The sequence below is a fragment of the Phycicoccus sp. Root563 genome, assembly GCF_001427915.1.
GTDB lineage: Bacteria > Actinomycetota > Actinomycetes > Actinomycetales > Dermatophilaceae > Pedococcus.
The window spans coordinates 1,465,217-1,483,621 of record NZ_LMGM01000001.1; the positions used below are offsets into that span (position 1 = coordinate 1,465,217).

At 72.1% G+C, this 18,405-nt stretch carries 16 protein-coding genes and 1 tRNA gene; 5 read left to right on the forward strand and 12 right to left on the reverse strand.

Translation table 11 applies throughout. The annotated features are described in order from the left end of the window. Positions 1-15 precede the first annotated feature (15 nt). The 4 genes from ASD62_RS06875 to ASD62_RS06890 all read right to left on the reverse strand — a co-directional run bounded on the left by ASD62_RS06875 (position 16) and on the right by ASD62_RS06890 (position 2,663). Positions 16-534, reverse strand: coding sequence for a lipase chaperone (locus tag ASD62_RS06875; protein ID WP_056915321.1), 519 nt, complete (start codon positions 532-534; stop codon positions 16-18). Next, the gene (locus ASD62_RS06880; RefSeq protein ID WP_056915322.1) at positions 531-1,160 is read right to left on the reverse strand and encodes a copper resistance CopC family protein; all 630 of its coding nucleotides are present in this window, start codon (positions 1,158-1,160) and stop codon (positions 531-533) included. Before ASD62_RS06880 ends, ASD62_RS06875 begins: the two co-directional genes overlap by 4 nt. After that, on the reverse strand, positions 1,157-1,891 hold the full coding sequence (locus tag ASD62_RS06885; protein WP_056915323.1) for a YcnI family protein: 735 nt from the start codon (positions 1,889-1,891) through the stop codon (positions 1,157-1,159). The genes ASD62_RS06880 and ASD62_RS06885 overlap by 4 nt, the downstream gene beginning before the upstream one ends. 142 nt (positions 1,892-2,033) lie before the next feature. Beyond that, on the reverse strand, positions 2,034-2,663 hold the full coding sequence (locus ASD62_RS06890) for a hypothetical protein (protein ID WP_056915324.1): 630 nt from the start codon (positions 2,661-2,663) through the stop codon (positions 2,034-2,036). Positions 2,664-3,004: 341 nt separating this feature from the next. On the opposite strand from ASD62_RS06890, the gene ASD62_RS06895 reads away from it, so the two are divergent. Next, entirely contained in the window at positions 3,005-4,705 is a 1,701-nt protein-coding gene (locus ASD62_RS06895; protein ID WP_056915325.1) for a ribonuclease J, read from the forward strand. Positions 4,706-4,805: 100 nt separating this feature from the next. Here ASD62_RS06895 and ASD62_RS06900 read toward each other — a convergent pair whose 3' ends face one another. From ASD62_RS06900 to ASD62_RS06910, 3 genes are all read right to left on the reverse strand, one after another. Continuing rightward, on the reverse strand, positions 4,806-7,547 hold the full coding sequence (locus ASD62_RS06900) for an ATP-binding protein (protein WP_056915326.1): 2,742 nt from the start codon (positions 7,545-7,547) through the stop codon (positions 4,806-4,808). Between the two features lie 209 nt (positions 7,548-7,756). Next, positions 7,757-7,833: transfer RNA gene (locus tag ASD62_RS06905), tRNA-Met, on the reverse strand. Positions 7,834-7,941: 108 nt separating this feature from the next. Further along, on the reverse strand, positions 7,942-10,914 hold the full coding sequence (locus ASD62_RS06910; RefSeq protein WP_235530652.1) for a UPF0182 family protein: 2,973 nt from the start codon (positions 10,912-10,914) through the stop codon (positions 7,942-7,944). Positions 10,915-11,213: 299 nt separating this feature from the next. Between ASD62_RS06910 and ASD62_RS06915 the strand changes: the two genes are divergently transcribed. Further along, positions 11,214-11,768 (forward strand): PPA1309 family protein, encoded by a 555-nt coding sequence (locus ASD62_RS06915; protein WP_056915327.1) that lies wholly within the window; start codon positions 11,214-11,216, stop codon positions 11,766-11,768. 19 nt (positions 11,769-11,787) lie between these two features. Here ASD62_RS06915 and ASD62_RS06920 read toward each other — a convergent pair whose 3' ends face one another. The 3 genes from ASD62_RS06920 to ASD62_RS06930 are packed head-to-tail and all read right to left on the reverse strand — an operon-like array spanning position 11,788 to position 14,464. Continuing rightward, positions 11,788-12,897, reverse strand: a complete 1,110-nt coding sequence (locus ASD62_RS06920; protein WP_235530653.1) for a PDZ domain-containing protein — start codon at positions 12,895-12,897, stop codon at positions 11,788-11,790. A gap of 11 nt (positions 12,898-12,908) precedes the next feature. Next, positions 12,909-13,373 (reverse strand): molybdenum cofactor biosynthesis protein MoaE, encoded by a 465-nt coding sequence (locus ASD62_RS06925; RefSeq protein WP_056915329.1) that lies wholly within the window; start codon positions 13,371-13,373, stop codon positions 12,909-12,911. Continuing rightward, a complete protein-coding gene (locus ASD62_RS06930; RefSeq protein WP_056915330.1) occupies positions 13,370-14,464 on the reverse strand; it encodes an NAD(P)H-binding protein in 1,095 nt (364 codons plus the stop codon). The genes ASD62_RS06925 and ASD62_RS06930 overlap by 4 nt, the downstream gene beginning before the upstream one ends. Before the next feature lie 121 nt (positions 14,465-14,585). On the opposite strand from ASD62_RS06930, the gene ASD62_RS06935 reads away from it, so the two are divergent. Together ASD62_RS06935 and ASD62_RS06940 are read left to right on the forward strand one after the other, a co-directional pair. Then, positions 14,586-15,989 carry a zinc-dependent metalloprotease gene (locus ASD62_RS06935; protein ID WP_056915331.1) on the forward strand — a complete coding sequence of 468 codons (1,404 nt, stop codon included), beginning with the start codon at positions 14,586-14,588 and terminating at the stop codon, positions 15,987-15,989. Beyond that, the gene (locus ASD62_RS06940) at positions 15,986-16,558 is read left to right on the forward strand and encodes an NUDIX hydrolase (protein ID WP_235530654.1); all 573 of its coding nucleotides are present in this window, start codon (positions 15,986-15,988) and stop codon (positions 16,556-16,558) included. The genes ASD62_RS06935 and ASD62_RS06940 overlap by 4 nt, the downstream gene beginning before the upstream one ends. 17 nt (positions 16,559-16,575) lie before the next feature. Here ASD62_RS06940 and ASD62_RS06945 read toward each other — a convergent pair whose 3' ends face one another. Beyond that, a complete protein-coding gene (locus tag ASD62_RS06945; RefSeq protein WP_082552872.1) occupies positions 16,576-17,157 on the reverse strand; it encodes a M48 family metallopeptidase in 582 nt (193 codons plus the stop codon). An 80-nt stretch (positions 17,158-17,237) separates the two neighbouring features. Beyond that, the gene (locus tag ASD62_RS06950; protein ID WP_056915333.1) at positions 17,238-18,062 is read right to left on the reverse strand and encodes an enoyl-CoA hydratase/isomerase family protein; all 825 of its coding nucleotides are present in this window, start codon (positions 18,060-18,062) and stop codon (positions 17,238-17,240) included. A gap of 131 nt (positions 18,063-18,193) precedes the next feature. On the opposite strand from ASD62_RS06950, the gene ASD62_RS20375 reads away from it, so the two are divergent. Further along, on the forward strand, positions 18,194-18,361 hold the full coding sequence (locus ASD62_RS20375) for a DUF5679 domain-containing protein (RefSeq protein ID WP_164488415.1): 168 nt from the start codon (positions 18,194-18,196) through the stop codon (positions 18,359-18,361). Positions 18,362-18,405 lie beyond the last annotated feature (44 nt).

Consider the following 18,405-nt stretch of genomic DNA (forward strand, 5'->3'; position numbering starts at 1 on the left):
CGCCGTCCAGCCGGCTCACCGCACCTGCACCTTGAGCAGCCGCAGCGCCGGGTGGTGCGTCTCCACCTCGTAGGTCCCTGGCTGGTCCGTGACGAGGTCGAGGGTCGTCGCCGTGCCGGCCACGAGCTCGGCCTCCTTCTCGAAGCCGTGCGCGTGCAGCTCGTCCGCGTGGTCGCTCGTGACGGTCAGGCGCAACACCTGGCCGACCCGGAGCTCCACCACCCCCGGTGACGGCGAGACCTTCTTGCCGGTGACGGTGACCGACAGCTGCTTCGCTCCGGCCGGCAGGTCACCCGCTGACGAGGTCGTGGTGGTCGGCGGGCTCGTGGAGGAGGTGGACGACGTCGGGTCTCCACCGCTGGAGGCGGCGGACGTGCTCGTGGCCGCCGCCGTGGAGCTCGAGCCCCCGGTGGTGCTCGAGGACCCCGAGGTGCCGGACCCCGAGGAGCAGCCGGCGAGGGCGACGGCGATGGCGGCAATACCCACGGTGGCGCGAACGCCATGGGACGGGCGCGGGTGCTGGAAACGGGTCATGGGAGGGGCCTCCACTTTCGGAGATGACGGGTGGAGCGGGTGCGCGCGAGGGCGAGAACCCCCAGCGCCACGGCCACGAGGGCGGCGGCCAGGACCAGCCACCGGCTGGCCGTGCCGGAGGTGGCTTCGGGGGGTGTGGGGCGCGTGGTCGCCACACTGGGGGCAGCGCCGGGTGTCGCGGAGGTCGTCGACGGCGCCGACGACGACGCGGCACCGCCCCCAGCCACGGTGAAGGCGAACTCGTCCGAGACGGGGTGTCCGTCGTCGGAGGTCACCCGCCAGGCGACGTGGTACGCCCCCCGGGCGAGACCGTCCGCGAGGGTCTGGTGGACCTCGTCGTCCACCACCCGGACGGCACCGACGGAGACGACCCGACCGTCCGGCGCCTCCACGCGGACGACGGCGCCGACGCCGATGGGCGGCTCGTTGAACGTCAGGACGACCTCCTGCGGCGCGGTCGTGAGCGTGGCCCCCGCAGCCGGGACCGTGGAGCGGACGCGGGCATGGGCCTGCGCCGACGGCGCGAGCGCGAGGCCGACGGTGCCGGCGGCCACGAGGGCCACCAGCACCGCCCGCACCCCGGGGAGGGCGCGCCGGGTGCGCCCTCCCCGTCGCGTGCCGGTCACGCGAAGACCTCACGTCGTCGCCGTGCGAGCACCTGGCCGGCCAGGGCGGCCAGGGCCACGAGGAGCGCACCACCCGCCAGGAGGCGGCTGACGAGGTCGCCCTCGTCGCCGGAGGTCTGTTCCGCGTGCGCGGCCCGCCCGTCCCCCGCCCCGGCTGACACGCCAGCCGTGCCTCCCGCCGTGGCAGCCGTCACCTCGAACTGCGGCGCCGGGTGCTCAGGCTCCTCCTGCCCGGGAGCCTGGGCCGTGGCCCAGTTGACGACCTCGCCGTCCGAGTAGGTCTGGGTGACGGGCAGCACCAGGGTGCCGGGGGCGGGCACCGGGCCCGCGCTGATCGCGAACTCCTGGTACTGGCCCGGGGCGATCGCCTGCCCACCCCCGGCCGTCCACGTGACAGTGCGAGCGGCCTTGGTGAGCGTGCTGCCGTCGAGCGTGACGGGTGTCGGGAGGGAGGCCTCGGTGACGGCTGCGGTCCACCCCGGGACCGGTCGCACCGAGACGTGGCGGAAGGGCGTGTCCTGGGGCAGCGTCAGGACCACCTTCGTCGTGGACGCGGAGTCGGACTCGTTCGGCACACGGAACGTGAGCCCGGAGTAGCTGCCGGAGACCGTCGAGTCGGGGTCGACCCTGACGTGGGCCGCGGCCGGCCCCGCTGACAGGGAGACTGCAGCAAGTCCGCCGAGGACGACGGTGGTGGTGCGCGCACGAAGGCGCGCCGGGAAGTGGTTCATCGATGAGGTTCCTTTGCGTGGGTACGCCGGAACGCCCCGAGGCGTTGCGGACGCAGGGAGTTCGGGGGGTGATGGGCACCCGGCCCGTCCGCGCGCCATACGCCGTCGTCGCGTCGTCGACGCGATGGGGAGGTGCGGTCGCTCAGGAGGTGGCCGGGGTGTGGACCCACGGCGGGCCCCGGCGACCCACGCTGCCGGGCACGACGGGCTCGGCCACCGCGAGGAGCAGCCGGGGCAGGACGGTCAGCGGTCGGCGCGCCGCCGGCAGCTGCGCCGCAGCGGGCGGCGTCGGCCACACCAGACCGGCGAGGAACCACACCGCCGCCTCACCGCGCGCCAGCACGAGGGCGAGGAGGACGGCGGCGAGAACGTGGGCGGCGACCATGGCCGCTTCCGACGGCCCCTGGTGCGACATCGCGCCCATGCCGTTCATCCCGGCAGCGCTGCACACCGTGCTGGCGCCGTCGACGAGGTGACCGGCGTGGGCGTGCACCACGGTGACGCACGACCCGGCGGTCCCGGCGACCAGGAACGCCTGGTGCAGGAGGACCTGGGACAGTGCCAGCACCGAGACGAGCGCGATCCGGCCGAGTCGGCGGTGCGTGACGAGCACACAGGCCCACCAGGTCACGAACAGCAGCACGCCGGTGCCAACCGCCGAAGGAGCACTCCCCCCGCCCACGAGGTGGGCGGCGAGCGAGAGTCCGTATGCCGCGACGGCCAGGCCGAGGGCACGGGTCAGGCGCAGAGCACCCGCGCCTGCCGAGACCATGCGGACCAGGGTACGCACCCGGGTGCCGGCGGCCCCTCCGGCAGCCTGCGTAGGACGCCCACCACCAGGGCTGCCACGCCGCCACGAAACCGGTCGAGCCACCCACCGACACGGGTGGACCAGGGCCGCGCGGGCCCCCCCGGATGGTCGTCGGGGCCACCTGTGCGCACCATCCCGCCGCGGACAGAGGACACTGGCAGGTGACCGAACCGGTCGGGAGCCCAGCGGGCACCCGGGTGGCTCACCCCGCAGCACCGTTCAACCCCATACCGAAGGACATCGATGAACACTCCCCAGCAGGCACGTCGTGCCTCGTCCACCACGATCCCCGGCGCGGCGCGATGAGCCGCCGCAGCTCCGGACGCGGTCGCCGGACCAAGGACACGCTCGCCCCCCTGCCGAAGGGTGGCCTGCGCGTCGTGCCGCTCGGCGGCCTGGGCGAGATCGGCCGCAACATGACCGTCTTCGAGCACGAGGGCCGCCTGATGATCGTCGACTGCGGCGTCCTCTTCCCCGAGGAGCACCAGCCCGGCGTCGACGTCATCCTCCCGGACTTCACCTGGATCCGGGACCGCCTCGACAAGATCGACGCCATCGTCCTCACGCACGGCCACGAGGACCACATCGGCGGTGTGCCGTACCTCCTGCGCGAGCGGGCGGACATCCCCGTCGTGGGGTCCCGGCTGACGCTGGCCTTCCTCGAGGCCAAGCTCAAGGAGCACCGCATCACCCCGAAGACCGTCGAGGTCAAGGAGGGTGACCGCCGCACGCTCGGGGCGTTCGACTGCGAGTTCATCGCCGTCAACCACTCCATCCCGGACGGCCTGGCCGTCGCCATCCGCACCGAGGCCGGTCTGGTCCTGCACACGGGCGACTTCAAGATGGACCAGTTCCCGCTCGACGGCCGGGTCACCGACCTGCGCGCGTTCGCCCGGCTCGGCGAGGAGGGGGTCGACCTGTTCCTGTCCGACTCGACCAACGCCGAGGTGCCCGGGTTCACGATCTCGGAGGGTGAGCTGTCCCCCGCCATCGACACCGTGTTCCGGACCACCAAGGGCCGGGTCATCGTGTCGAGCTTCGCCAGCCACGTGCACCGGATCCAGCAGGTCCTCGACACCGCCCACGAGCACGGCCGCAAGGTCGCGTTCGTCGGCCGGTCGATGGTCCGCAACATGGGCATCGCGTCCGAGCTCGGCTACCTGAACATCCCGCAGGGACTGGTCGTCGACCTCAGGAAGCTCGAGAACCTCCCCGCGGACAAGATCGCGCTGATCTGCACCGGGTCGCAGGGTGAGCCGCTGGCCGCCCTGTCGCGCATGGCGAACCGTGACCACCCCATCGAGGTCACCGAGGGCGACACCGTCCTGCTGGCCAGCTCGCTCATCCCCGGCAACGAGAACGCGATCTACCGCGTGATCAACGAGCTCACCCGCTGGGGCGCGAACGTCGTGCACAAGGGCAACGCCAAGGTGCACGTCTCCGGCCACGCCAGCGCCGGCGAGCTGTCCTACTGCTACAACATCATCAAGCCGCGCAACGTGCTCCCGGTCCACGGCGAGTGGCGTCACCTGCGCGCGAACGCCGACATCGCGATCCGCACCGGTGTCGACCCCCGCAACGCCCTCATCGCCGAGGACGGCTCGGTCATCGACCTCGTCCGCGGCAAGGTGAGCATCACCGGCAAGGTGTCCGCCGGCATGGTCTACGTCGACGGCGGCCGGGTCGGTGGGGCGACCGAGGAGACCCTGCACATCCGCCGGACCCTCGCGGAGGAGGGCGTCCTGACGATCGTCTGCATCGTCGACCCCGACTCGGGCAAGCTCACCGAGGACCCCGACTACATGGTCCACGGCCTGGCCACCGACACGATCGACTTCACCGACGCCACGTCGGCGATCCAGCAGGCGCTCTTCAAGGCGTCCAAGGACGGCGTGGACGACCTCGACCAGATCGAGGAGCTCGTCCGCAAGGCCACCTCCACCTGGGTGCACCGCAAGCACCGCCGCAGCCCGCTGATCATCCCCGTGATCGTCGACGCCTGACCAACCCCTGGGTATGGCGCGGAGGTCACCTGCGCGCCGCGAGCCCACCGCGCACGTGACGACGCCCCACCCGAACCGATCGGGTGGGGCGTCGTCATGTTCAGGCCAGGGGCACGGTGAAGGTGAAGCGGGCCCCGCCACCCTCGGTGCCGCCGGCGTGCATGTCGCCGCCGTGCAGGCGCACGATGTCACGGGAGATGGCCAGGCCCAGGCCCGAGCCCTGGTGGGACCGGGTGTCGGTCGCGTCGACCTGCACGAACGGTTCGAAGATCTTCTCGACCATCTCCGCAGGGATGCCGCTGCCGTGGTCGCGCACCTCGAAGGTCGCCCAGTGGTCGTCGGCGCGGACGTCGAGGTCGATGGACGCGCCCTGGCTGGAGAACTTCGAGGCGTTGACGAGCAGGTTCGCGAGCACCTGGACGATGCGGTCGGAGTCCACCCGCACGGTCAGCGGGGTCGGCGTGTACTCCAGCGCGACGGCCGCCCGCTTGAGCGCGGCCGCGGCGTCGAGCGAGGCTGCCGAGACCAGGTCGTCGACGGGAACCTCCGCCGGGTGCAGCACGAGACGGCCCGTGCGCAGGCGTTCGGCGTCGAGGATGTCGCTGACGAGCCGGACCAGCCGGTCGGCGCTGGTCGTCGCGAGGGCCACCATCCGCGCGGCGGCTGGTGGCAGCTCGCCGGCCGCTCCCCCGCTCAGCAGCCCGAGCGACCCGCGCAACGATGTCAGCGGGGTGCGCAGCTCGTGGCTGACCATGGCGGTGAACTGGTCCTTCATCCGCTCGACCACCTGCACCTGGCCGATGTCCCGGACGATGACCACCGCTCCGGAGCGGGTGCGCATCGGTGACACGACCCACTCGGCGTCGAAGCTCGAACCGTCCGCCCTGACGTGGGTGCCGCGTTCGGGCAGGCCCGGCCTCACCTCTGGTGGCACGGCTCCCGCCGGTGTCGCCACCGCCTGCGCAGACCGCGTCGCCGGGACGCAGGCCAGGCTGAGGACCTCCACGTCGGTGCGCCCCAGGATGCTCGTGCGCGGCAGCCGCACGAGGTCCTCCCCGGCGCGGTTGACGAAGGTGATGACCCCGTCACCGCCGACCCCGAAGATTCCCTCCTCCACCGAGTCGAGGACGGTACCCATCTGGTCGGTGAGCTCCTGCAGCGCCGTGGACTGCGACGCGAGGTCGTCCTCGGCATAGTGCCGCTCCACGCTGCGCCCGAGGTGGACACCGACCTGGCTCATCACCTCGGTGACCGCTGCGTCCTCCTCGACGACGGATCGGGAGAACATCTCCAGCACACCCACCGCGTTGTCGCGCACGCGGATCGGCAGGGCGACCGCCGTCCGCAGACCCACCGACTCCGCGGTGCGCAGCCAGGCCGCGCTGCTCCACTCCCGGGTGTCGCTCCACACCGGGACCCCTCGTTCCATGGCCAGGCCCACCACGGGGAGGTCGGTCAGCTCGGTGCTCTCGGTCTGGCTGCGGAACGAGTCGTCGTCCGGGCCCGCCGAGGTGGTCCACATGTGGGTCGACGCCGTCGCCGCCGACCGCGGGGCCAGCCACGCGTGCGCGACGTCCCACTCCCCGAACTCGCAGAGGGCGTCGAGCGTCTGCGCCACCGCAGCCTCCACACTGACGGCCGAGTTGGCTGCGGCGGCCACGGTGCCGAGCAGCTCGAGCACGCGCTGCTGCCTCTGCAGCGTGTCCGCCGCGGTGGCCAGCTCCCGCTGCAGCTGCCGCCCTGCCGTGACGTCGCGGAAGCTCCACACCCGTCCGACGACGCGGCCCTCGAGGCGTTGCGGCTGCGAGTAGCGCTCGAAGATCCGACCGTCCGTGAACAGGATCTCGTCGAAGCTCGTCGCCACCGTGTCCTCGTACAGCGCCGTCACCCCGGCCTGGAAGGCCGCCGGGTCCACGAGCTGCCCGAGGACCGAACCCATGACCGCTTCGTCGTCACCGGCCTCGAGCAGCCCCGGCGGCACCCGCCACATCGACGCGAACTTCTGGTTGTACCCGACCACGTGACCCGCCTGGTCGACGACCAGCAGCCCGTCCACCGTGGACTCGAGGGTCGCGGCGGCGAGGGCGGCCGCGCGCAGCGAGCGCGAGCGGTCGGCGAGCATGCGTTGCGCCTGCACCGTCGTGTCCGCCAGCCAGGCCAGCGTGTCCTCGACGTCCGGCGAGGGCGCGGCCAGGATCGACGCCTCGCCGGGGCCGTCGAGGCCGCAGTCGCGCACGTGGTCGACGGCCTCGTGCTCGGTGAGGATCGGGCCGGATGCCGCGAGCTCGTGGGCCACCGTGGTGTCCGCACCGACCGACACCCGGCAGTGGTGGGCCATGCACATCTCGCCGGCGGCCCGAACCAGCGGTTCGAGACAGTCCGCGAGCGGCGCCCCGGCGCTCACCTGCTCGACGAGGAGGCCGTGCGCGGCCACCTTGAGCTCGGACCGCCGCAGGGAGGTCACGTCGACGAAGACGCCGTCGAACACCGGCCCCTCGACGGGGTCCTCGACCACGTTCGCCTCGTCGAGCACCCACACCAGCCGGCCGTCCTCGCGGACGATCCGGTACTCCGAGACCAGCTCTCCGTTGCGGAAGCCGATCTCCTCCTGCTCCAGCGCTGCCGCCTGGTCGGCGGGGTGCAGGTGGCGGGACCAGTAGTCGTCGTCGGCGAGAATCCGGCTCGACGGCGCCCCGAGCACGTCCTTCACGCCACCGGCGACCGACAGGAACCGCCCCTGCTCGCCGGGCACCGCGCGGTAGGTGACCACGCGCCGTACGGGAGAGGTCACGACCGCGCCGGACGGGTCGAGCTGGCCGGCCACGCCGGTACGCGACTCCATCCGAACCCTCCCCTCCACCGTCCCAGCGATCCTCTCGCACGCCGATGGTAGAGGCGTGGGGTGCCCACCGGACGGAAGTCACACATTTGCCGGTGGCGGGGGCCGGCGAGCGACGAGCAGCCTCGGAGGGGCGTCCGCTGCGGCAGGGGGCGCGCCGCACACAGCAGAACGCCCGGACCAGTGGTCCGGGCGTTCTGTCGCTGACGCGTTGGTAGCGGGGGCAGGATTTGAACCTGCGACCTCCGGGTTATGAGCCCGGCGAGCTACCGAGCTGCTCCACCCCGCGTCGGTAGACCCAACCTTACGGGACGGCCCGCGCCATCTCCAAATCGTCCCCGGCGGGTGCTGCGGGGCGGCCGCCGGAGGACTCGGGCGAGTCCCCCGGCAGCCCTCCTCACGGGGTCGTCGCGCTCGGAGCCGGCGTGGTGGTGGTCGCCGACGGGGACGGCGACACCGTCGCGCTGCCGCCCTTCGGTGACGCGGCCACGGCCCGCTTGATCGCGTCGTCGAGCTTCTTCTGCGCCTCGCCGTAGGCGGCGAAGTCGTTCTTGCGCAACGCTTCCTGGCCCGCGGCATACGCGGCCTGGAGGTCGGAGAGCGCCTGGGCGAGCGCCGCCGGGTTGGCGGCACCGGTGCTGCTCGGGCTGGGCGTCGGCGTGCTGCCGCCACCGGTGCCGCTCGGGCTCGGCGTGGGGGTGGGGGTCGTGGCCCCACCGGTGCCGGAGTCGCCCGCGGTCGCGCCCGAGTTACCGCCGAAGAGGCCGTCGAGCGCCCCGTCGAGGGTGTCGGACCACGCCAGCTTGTTGCCGAACGCCACGACCGTGGCCCGCGAGAGCGGGAACGCCGTCGTGCTGCTGGCGCTGACGTAGATCGGCTGGACGTAGAGCAGTCCGCCACCGACCGGCAGGGTGAGCAGGTTGCCCAGCGTCACGCTGGAACCCGGCTGCCGCGCGTTGTTGAGGAACTGCGACAGCGTCAGGCTGAAGGCCGCCGAGGTCTGGTTGGACGACCCGATGTCGTTCTGGACCTGTCCGGGACCCTTGACCTGACTGTCCTTGGGCAGCTCCAGCAGCCGCAGCGTGCCGTAGTCGTTGCTGGGTTGACCCGCCGTCCTGCCGGCATCGGCGTCGACCGCGAGGAAGCCCGAGAGCACCTGCCGGTCACCGACCGGCTTGAAGGTCGTCGTCAGCGAGAACTTGGCGGCAGCCTGCTCCGGCATCTTCAGCGTCAGGTAGTACGGAGGCTGGTCGACGTTGCGCGCCTCCTGCGCCGGGTCCTCCGGGACCTCCCAGAAGTCCTGGCCGCCGTAGAAGGACGCTGCGTCGGTCACGTGGTACTTGGTGAGGATCTTGCGCTGCACCTTGAACAGGTCCTCGGGGTAGCGCAGGTGCGCCATGAGGTCGCTGCTGATCTGCGACATCGGCAGGACCGTGTTGCCGAAGGCCTTGCTCCACGCCTTGAGCACCGGGTCCTTGTCGTCCCACGAGTAGAGCTTGATCGAGCCGTCGTAGGCGTCGACCGTGGCCTTGACCGAGTTGCGGATGTAGTTGACCTTGCCCGCGCCGATCGCCTGCACCGCGCTGGAGCGCGCGGTGACCGAGTCGGACGTGGCCGTGTCGACCTCGGTGAGCTTCGAGTACGGGTAGTCGGCCGAGGTCGTGTAGCCGTCGATGATCCACTGGATCCGGCCGTCCACAACGGCGGGGTACGGGTTGCCGTCGGGGGTGAGCCAGGGGGCGACGCGCTCGACGCGCTCGAGCGGCTCGCGGTGGTCGAGGATCCGGCTGTTGTCGGTGACCGCGTCCGAGAGCAGGAGGTTGAGCTCGCGGTACTTGAGGGCGTAGGCCGCCTGGCGCGCGAACGAGCTCAGCGCCACACCACCCTTGCCCGCGTAGGTGTTGTTCTTCTGCCCCGCCGTGCTGTTGTCCGGGTAGTCGAACTCGCGCGGCGATGCACCCGAGGCTCCACCGACGATGGAGTACGACGGGGACTTCTCGCCGAAGTACACGCGCGGCTCGTAGTCGCCGAGCTTCCCGGTCGGGGGGATGTTGCGCTCGTAGAAGACCGGCTCGCCGTCCGCGGTGCGCTGGTTGCCGTAGGCCGCCACGACGCCGTAGCCGTGGGTGTAGACGGTGTGGTCGTTGAGCCAGTTGCGCTGGTTGAGGGGCACCCCGGCCAGGTCGAGCTCGCGCACGGCGACGACCGTGTCGCTGACCTTGCCGTCGACGTTGTAGCGGTCGACGTCGAGGGCGTCGGGGAAGGCGTAGTAGGACTTCACCGACTGGAGCTGCTTGAACGTCGGCGACACCACGATCGGGTCGACGAGGCGGATGCCGGGGATCGTCTCGGCGTCGTCACGCAGCTGGCCCTGGCTCGCCTCGGTGGTCGCCGTGTACGGCGTGGTCTTGACCGACTCGATCCCGAACGCTGCACGGGTCGCCTTGATGCTGCGCTCGATGTACGGCTGCTCGAGGGACTTCTCCGAGGGCTTGACCTGGAAGCGCTGAACGAGCGCCGGGTAGATGTTGCCGACGACCAGGGACGTGATGACGAGCAGGGCGACACCGACGACGGGCAGGCGCCAGGAGCGCGTCCAGATCGAGGCGACGAAGATGCCCGCGACCATGACCGCCGCGACGGCGAGGATCGCCTTGGCCGGCAGGACGGCGTTGGCATCGGTGTACCTGATGCCGGTCAGGAGCGTGGAGTCCTTGACGGACAACGAGTACCGGTCGAACCAGTAGGTCGCCGCACGGACGAGGACGAGCACCGCGACGAGGATCGCCAGGTGGGTGCGGGTCGCCCGGGTGGTGCGCTCGGCGCGCGTCTGGATCTGCAGGCCGCCGTAGACGTAGTGCGTGAACGCGGCGGCGAGCAGGGCCATGACCAGCGCCATGGTGAAGAACCCGAGGAGGAACCGGATCCACGGCAGGGTGAAGACGAAGAAGGACAGGTCGAGGTTGAACTGCGGGTCCTTGGTGCCGAACGAGCTGCCGTTGCGCCACAGCAGGAAGGTCTGCCACTGGCCCGCGGCACCGGTGCCGGCGAGCAGCCCGAGCACCGCCGGGACCGCGAAGATCGCGATCTTGCGCAGCGGCTCGATGGCCTCGCGGTACTGGTCGAGGTTCTGCTGCTGCGCCGTGACGGGCGCGTAGATGGGCCGGGTCCGGTAGGCGATGAGCAGGCTGGAGGCGACGAGCGCCGCGGTGATGACGAACCCGATGACGAACAGGACGATCTTGGTCACGAGCTGCGTGGTGAACACGTTCTCGTAGCCGACCGACTTGAACCACAGCACCTCGGTCCACAGCGAGGACCCGATGGAGATGAGGAAGCCCAGCGCCACGAGGATGAGGATCGTCGGCACGAGCGGGCCTCGGCGCCTGCCGAAGCTCAGGGTCGGGGGTCGCCGACCGCCGGCCCCTGCCCCACCGGGGCGCGGGGCACCGTCGCCCCGACCCCCTTCGCCGCCCGGTCCGTCCTGCCCGAACCACTCTGAAGAACTCACTCCACGCCCGATCTGCCGCGCCGCCTCCCACGATGGGGGCCTGCTGGTAGTGGGACCAACTTACCGAGCGCGCCTGTGGTTCCCACGGCAACCTCGGTCACGCCTTGGCGTCGGCTGGCAACCCGCTGGGAATGCCGCGTGCGCGCCCCCGGTCGGCGATGCGGCACGATGGGCGCGTGAGCCAGACGTCCCAACCTGTCGCCGACCCGCTGTCCATCGCCGCCCTCGACACCGAGAAGCACGTCGCGGCGTCGGGCTGGGACCAGAACCCACGCCTGTTCGCCCTCGTCCCGACCTCGGACCTGGTCGCGCGCGAGCCGCACCTGCGGGCCCAGCTCAAGGGCGCCGACCTCGCCGAGGGCGCCCTGAGCGCCATCGAGCAGGAAGACCTCCCGAAGACCTCGAACCTCGAGTCGCTGCTCGGCGGCATCGCCTGGCCCGAGAGCGTCGTCGGGGCCGCCCTGGCCGTCGAGCGGATCGTCGTGCCCCCGGAGGCGGAGCGCGACCTCCCGGTCCACGCCGAGTCGGCCGTCGACGCCCTGGCCGCGCACCCGAAGCGGCAGGACGTGCGCCTCCTCGTCGCGGTGACCAGGGACGGGCAGAGCCGGTGCCTGCTGCGCCAGCGCGCCCATGACAGCGACGACCAGGTGGCGCTGGGCGAGGACATCGCACCTGGCCTGGTGCACGCGCTGCGCGCGACGCTCCAGGACTGACCGGGGCCGCCCGCCTCGCCTACTTGGTGCAGGTCGGCAGGCTGGACGCCTTGCCCGCGGCGATCGCCTCGACGGAGCTCTTCGCCTCGTCGAAGGTGCTGATCCTCACGACCGTCAGGCCGTCCGGGACGTGGCCGACGACCTCGTCGCAGTTCTGCGCCGGCGCGAGGAAGAACTTCGCGCCGCCGTCGCGGGCTCCCACGAGCTTCTGCCGGATGCCGCCGATGGGACCCACCGTCCCGGCCGCGTCGATCGTGCCGGTGCCGGCGATCTTCTTGCCACCGGTGAGCGCGCCGGGGGTGAGTCGGTCGTAGACACCGAGAGCGAACATCGTTCCGGCAGAAGGCCCGCCGACGTTCCCGGCGTCGATCTTCACGTCGAACGGGAACTCGAACTTGGTCCCGAGGAAGATCCCTACGGTCACGCGGCCGTCGGAGTCGCGCGTCTTGGCCGCGACGTCGACGGTGCTCCCGTCGCGCTGGAGCTTGAGGTCGACGGTCTCCCCCGCCTTGTGGGCGCTGACCGCCTTGCGGATCGAGTCCGGCCCGTCCACGGTCTTGCCGTCCACGGCGAGCACCTCGTCGCCGGCCTTGAGCAGGGCGGCCGACGGCGCGTCCTTGGCGACCTGCCCGATGACCGTGTGGGTCGTGACCTTCTGCCCGGTGGCCTTGAGCGCCACGGCGATCGCCTCCTGCTGGGAGTCGATCATCTCCGCGGTGCTCTCCTCCTCCACCTGCTTGTCGGTGACGCCCTTGGGGAAGTACAGCTCCTCGTCGACGACCTCCTCGCTGGGGTCGAGCTTGCCCTTGAGCACGTCCCAGATGGTGACGCGGAAACCGGGCCCACCGGAGACCCGCACGGTGGTGAAGTCCAGCGCACCCTCGGTCGGGTAGGTCTGGGCACCCGAGACGGTGATGAGGTCCTTGCCCGACAGCTGCCCGAGCGTGTTGGTGATCGGGCCGGGCTTCATGACGACGTAGGGCAGGCCCACGAGGGTCGACAACGCCCCGAGGGCGATCGCGAGGAACAGGGCGATGAGGCTCGCCGAGGAACGCCGCCCGAGGCGGTAGGGATCGGTCTGGCCGGGACCGCCACGCTGGCCGGCCTCCACGATCGGGGACGGCGTCATGCCGGGAGTGGTCACGGGAGGCCCACCCACTCGTCGGACCCGTCGGTGAACTGCTGGTGCTTCCAGATCGGCACCGTGGACTTCAGGGTGTCGATGAGGTCGCGGCAGGCGTCGAAGGCCTGCCCCCGGTGCGGGGCGGACACGGCGGCCACGACCGCCATGTCGCCGATCTCGAGGTGCCCGACGCGGTGGACCGCCCCGAGCCGCGCGACGGGGTGGCGCTCGGCGACCTCGCGGCAGACCTTCGCCAGCGCGTCGACGACGGTCGGGTGCGCCGAGTAGTCCAGCGCGGTGACCGGGGCACCGTGGTCGTGGTCGCGGACGACGCCCACGAACAGCGCGATCCCGCCGCACTGCGGGTGCCGGACGACCCCGAGCACCTCGTCGACGCTCAGGGGCTCGTCCCGGACGTCGCACAGGACGACCTCGGCACTGGTCGACAGCTCGCTGGTCGACCCGGTGGTCGGCTCGGTCATCCGGTCGCACCCTTCCTGCGGCGACGCCGCATGATCGCCGCCGTGCCCACGAGGGCGACAGCGGCACTGGCCGCCCCGAGGGCGGCGTCCTTGCGGTCCAGGCGTCTCGCCGCGACCGCGTGTGAGCCCCGGATGGCGTCCAGGAGGACACCGAGGCACGTCTCATTGTCATGGACCGGCACCCAACCGCGACCCAGCAGGGTGTGGGAGGAGACCGCCCACGGGAAAGCCACGAAGGCCAGGTCGCTGGCGGGTGCCGGCAAGACACCAACGCGGTGGAGGCGGTCGGCAGTTCCCATCGCGGCGCCCAGGCTCAGCTCGACCTGCCGCATCCCGGTGAGGCGCTCGAGGTCCGCCTGGGTGAGGTGACCGGGGGCGCCTGCCGTCACTGCCCCCTCGATCCCGCGGGCGACCACGAGCGCCACGGCCGACCCGAGGTCTTCGACGTGGCAGAACTGCCAGGCGGGGGCGGCACCACGCACCGTGAGCAGCCGCGGCGCCTCGAAGTGCCTGGTCGCGACCGTGTCGACCCCGTCCCCGACGAGGGCCGCGGGGCGGATCACGGTCAGCTTCAGCCCGGGGTGCACGTCGCGGGCGACGGCCACGAGCTGCTCGACATCCATGAGGTCGCCGACCTGGCCCTCGTCGGCCGGCGCGCGCAGCGGGGCGTCGTCGGCGAGGGGCACCGGGTTGTCCGGCAGGGCGCCATACACCTGTGCGCCGGTGACCACGACGAGGTGGCGCACCCCCGCAGCGGCTGCCGCGGTGATGACGGTCTGGGCGCGGAGCAGGTTGCGCTCGCGGCGCGGACGGGTGCCGAGCGCGAGGTCCTGCTCGAGGTCGGTGCTCGCCGCCACGTGTGCCGCGGCGTGGATCCCCGTCAGCGCGCGCACCAGGGCGGGGTCGGCCGGGTCGGCGAGGCGGAACTCGACCCCACCGACAGCCGGGCGTTCGGTGTCCACGGCCACGACGCTGCCGATGCGCGACTCGGAGCCCGGCTCCCCCGGTGCCGCGTGGCCGCGGGCGGCGGCGGTGACGAGCGCGCGCAGCACGGCGTGGCTGGCGGCGTCGGCGGTACCCACGACGGCCACGTCGATGGCGCTACGCCGCGAGCGAACGCCGCCTGCTCCGGCGCGCGCAGGGGAACTCACCATGGCCTCCGCGTGGTTGTCTAGGGAAAGCCCATCCTCTCAGGACTGCCGAGGAGCCGTTGTGCCCGACCACCCCCAGACCCCCGACGAACCCACCGAGTCGGGTCTGCCGCCCGAGCTCGAGCAGATGATCGCCAGGATCACCGGCGGACCGATCGACCCCGAGATGGCGCGCACCCTCAAGGACATGGGGATCGACCAGGTGGACCCGGCGATGCTGCAGATGATGATGGGCCAGGTGCAGGCGATGTTCGCCAGCACCGACGAGGGGCCGTTCAACGTCGCCCTCGCCACCGACACGGCACGCAAGACCGTCTCGGCCGCCGGCGACGCCAGCGTCAGCGAGGCGACGGTGCGCCAGGTCGCCCAGGCCGCCCAGGTCGCCGAGCTGTGGCTCGACGAGGTCACGGCGTTCGAGGCGCCCGGCATCACCACGCACGCCTGGAGCCGCGCCGAGTGGGTCGAGGCGACGATGCCCACGTGGCGCACCCTGGTGGAGCCGGTGGCCGAGGGTGTGGGGCGCGCCGTGGGCGACGGCATGCGCGCGCAGATGAAGGAGCTGGGCGACGGGGCCGCCCTGCCCGAGGGACTCCTGCCGGCGGGGATGGACCCGTCCGCGCTGATCGGCCAGATGGAGCCGATGATGGCCAAGATGAGCGGGTCGATGTTCGGCCTTCAGGTGGGTCAGGCGCTCGGCGCACTGGCCACCGAGACCGTCAGCGGCACCGAGGTCGGTCTCCCGCTGGTGGCGGACCGGTCCGTCGTCCTGCTGCCGGCGAACGTCGAGGCGTTCGCCGAGGGCCTGGGCGTCGACCTGGACCAGGTCCGGCTCTACCTCGCCGTGCGCGAGGCGGCCCGGGTCCGGCTGTTCTCCGAGGTGCCGTGGATCGGCCCGCAGCTGCTGGCGGCGGTGCGCGACTACGCCCGCGACATCAGCATCGACACCGACCGCATCGAGTCGGCCCTCACCTCGGTCGACACCAGCGACCCGACTGCCCTGCAGTCGGCGCTGCAGGACCAGCTCTTCCGCCCCGAGCCGAGCGCCAGCCAGCGTGCTGCCCTGGGACGCCTGGAGACCTACCTCGCCCTCGTCGAGGGGTGGGTCGACGTCGTGGCCGACCGCGCCACCCGCGACCACCTGCCGCAGGCAGCCGCCCTGGGCGAGGCCGTCCGCCGTCGCCGGGCCATCGGTGGTCCGGCCGAGAAGGCGTTCTCCGGTCTCGTCGGACTGGAGCTGCGACCGCGTCGCCTCCGTGACGCCGCCAACCTCTGGGCCGCGCTGGAGGACCGCCACGGGCAGGAGGGCCGGGACGGCGCGTGGGGCCACCCCGACGTCGCGCCGACCGCTGCCGACCTCGACGACCCGCTCGGGTACGTCGACCGTGTCGGTGGGTCCAGCGACTCCGAGATGGACGCCGCGCTCGACCAGCTGCTCAGCGAGGGTGAGCAGGGCCCCGAGCAGTGACCGACCGGATCCCTCCCGGCTACCTCGCCCTGCGGGACGACGCGGTCCGGGTCCTGCAGGCCTGGGCCGCACCCGACGACCAGCAGGAGACGCTGCGGGTCGAGCTGCTCGAGCACTGCCGGTCCCATCCCGACGCGCTGTCGAAACAGGGTCCACCGGCCCACCTGACGGCCAGCGCCCTCGTGCTCAACGCCTCACTGGACAAGGTCCTGCTGACCCTGCACGCGAAGGCGGGCCTGTGGCTGCAGTTCGGCGGCCACTTCGAGCCCGGCGACCGGACCGTCCTCGGAGCCGCCACCCGCGAGGCCCGGGAGGAGTCGGGGATCGCCGGCCTCGAGCTGGCACCGGAGCTGGTGCACCTGGACCGGCACCGGCTGCTGGCCGCGGGGTTCGGCAGGTGCAGCGAGCACCTCGACCTCCGGTACGCCGGTGTCGCCCGCGACGAGAGCGCCTACGCCGTCAGTGACGAGTCGCTCGACGTCGCCTGGTGGCCGGTCGATGCGCTGCCGCCCGAGAGCGCCCACGAGATCGGACCCCTCGCGCACGCCGCCCGCAGGCAGCTGGGCTGACCGACGCGCGGGACGGGTCAGTCGGTGGCCACGACGTCGAGGGCGGCCTGCTCGGCGTCCCCGTCGACGCCGTCCACGACCTCGTCGTCCTCGGACAGGTCGAGCCCTGCCGTGGCCGCGACACCCTCGAGGTAGCCGCGGGCGCGCTCGGTGCGCGGGTAGGCCTTGAGCAGGCGCCAGAAGTCCGGCCCGTGGCCGGGGGCCAGCAGGTGGGCGAGCTCGTGGAGGATGACGTAGTCGAGGACGTAGGCCGGCATGCCCTTGACCCGCGCCGAGATCCGGATCGTGCCGTCGGCAGGGGTGCACGAACCCCACCGGGAGTTCTGGTTGGTCACCCAGCGGATGCTCGACGGCTTCGCGAGGCCCCCGAGGTAGCGCTGGGAGAGGTCGGCCGCCCGCTTCTGGAGCTGGCTGTCACTCGGCCGGCGGCGCTGGTCGCCCTTGTCGAGCTTGTCGACCATGGTGGCGACCCACTGCTGCTCCTCGGCGCGCGTGAACCGCGCGGGGATGAGCACGATGGTGCGACCGTTCTCGCGGTAGGCGCTCACGGTGCGACGCCGGCGCCGGCTGCGCCTGACCTCGATGTCAGTACTCCCCATGTGACCACGATAGGTGACGGATCTGACATCGCCGGTGATCTGCGCCGCGACACCCGTGCAGGTCAGCGGGCCGGCGCCCCCTACCTCCCCTGGAACCGCGGGGCGCGTCGCCCCGCCGCAGCGGCGATGCCCTCGTGGACGTCGTCGGTCGCCAGCGTCGTCGCCTGGGCCAGCGCCTCCCACTGCAACGCCGTCTCGAGGTCGGCGTGACCGCCGCCACGAAGGGCCTGCAGCGTCAGCCGCGTCGCGACCGGGGCCGCAGCGGCGATGCGGTCCGCGGCCGCGAGCGCCTCGTCCAGGACGTCCGCGGCGGGCACGGACCGGGAGACCAGCCCCAGGCGAAAGGCCTCGTCGCCGTTGATGATCCGGCCCGTGAGCAGCAGGTCGCGGGCCACCGCCTGACCGGCGACGTCGGGCAGCGACCACGTCGTGGCCATGCCCGGGTGCAGCCCCAGGGAGGTGAACGGCACGCCCAGCTTCGCGTCAGCGGCGGCATACCTCAGGTCGCAGGCGAGGGCGATCGCGAACCCGGCCCCGATCGCCGACCCGTTGACGGCCGCGATGGTCGGCACCTCGAGGTCACGGATCGAGAGCCAGGAGCGGTAGAAGGCGAGCATCCGCGAGCGCAGGTCGGAGACGGCCGCGTCCGGTTCGGAGACGATCCAGGAGAGGTCGCCGCCGGCGCAGAACGCCGGAGGCGCACCGGTCACGACGACCGCTGCGAGGTCGGGGTCGAGGCGCAGCAGGCCCATGAGGTCGACCCACGACGCCGTCATGGCGGCGCTCATCGAGTTGCGGCGGTCCGGCAGGTCGAGGGTGACCACCGCGACCCGGCGTCCGGCGCTCTCACGGCTCGTGACCTGCAGATCTTCGAACGTCTCGTCCCGCCACTGTCGACCCGTCATGGCGCGAAGCCTAGGGGCGGAGCTGAGCACGAGGGACACACCCCCCTTGCGCGATTTTGTGCTCAGCATGGTCTACGGTGGCCGAAGTCCGACGGCGCAGCGTGCGCCGAGATCGACAAGGAGACATGGCGATGGCTGAAGAGACCCAAGAGACCTACAAGGGCGAGTTCTACTGCGTGAAGTGCAAGGAGAAGCGCGAGGCCGAGGGCCGTGTCGTGGAGACGAACGGCCGCCGCATGGCCAAGGGCGTCTGCCCCGTCTGCGGGACCAACCTCAACCGCATTCTCGGCAAGGCCTGATCCAGGCCGACCCCATCGCGAGGGGCGGGTCCGACCACACGGTC

What these genes read in the sequence shown, in the direction of transcription:
- ASD62_RS06875 (WP_056915321.1), bottom strand. Translation starts at nt 534, where the DNA reads ATGACCCGTTTCCAGCACCCGCGCCCGTCCCATGGCGTTCGCGCCACC.
- ASD62_RS06885 (WP_056915323.1), bottom strand. Translation starts at nt 1,891, where the DNA reads ATGAACCACTTCCCGGCGCGCCTTCGTGCGCGCACCACCACCGTCGTC.
- ASD62_RS06890 (WP_056915324.1), bottom strand. Translation starts at nt 2,663, where the DNA reads ATGGTCTCGGCAGGCGCGGGTGCTCTGCGCCTGACCCGTGCCCTCGGC.
- ASD62_RS06895 (WP_056915325.1), top strand. Translation starts at nt 3,005, where the DNA reads ATGAGCCGCCGCAGCTCCGGACGCGGTCGCCGGACCAAGGACACGCTC.
- ASD62_RS06900 (WP_056915326.1), bottom strand. Translation starts at nt 7,547, where the DNA reads ATGGAGTCGCGTACCGGCGTGGCCGGCCAGCTCGACCCGTCCGGCGCG.
- ASD62_RS06915 (WP_056915327.1), top strand. Translation starts at nt 11,214, where the DNA reads ATGCGGCACGATGGGCGCGTGAGCCAGACGTCCCAACCTGTCGCCGAC.
- ASD62_RS06920 (WP_235530653.1), bottom strand. Translation starts at nt 12,897, where the DNA reads ATGACGCCGTCCCCGATCGTGGAGGCCGGCCAGCGTGGCGGTCCCGGC.
- ASD62_RS06925 (WP_056915329.1), bottom strand. Translation starts at nt 13,373, where the DNA reads ATGACCGAGCCGACCACCGGGTCGACCAGCGAGCTGTCGACCAGTGCC.
- ASD62_RS06945 (WP_082552872.1), bottom strand. Translation starts at nt 17,157, where the DNA reads ATGGGGAGTACTGACATCGAGGTCAGGCGCAGCCGGCGCCGGCGTCGC.
- ASD62_RS06950 (WP_056915333.1), bottom strand. Translation starts at nt 18,062, where the DNA reads ATGACGGGTCGACAGTGGCGGGACGAGACGTTCGAAGATCTGCAGGTC.
- ASD62_RS20375 (WP_164488415.1), top strand. Translation starts at nt 18,194, where the DNA reads ATGGCTGAAGAGACCCAAGAGACCTACAAGGGCGAGTTCTACTGCGTG.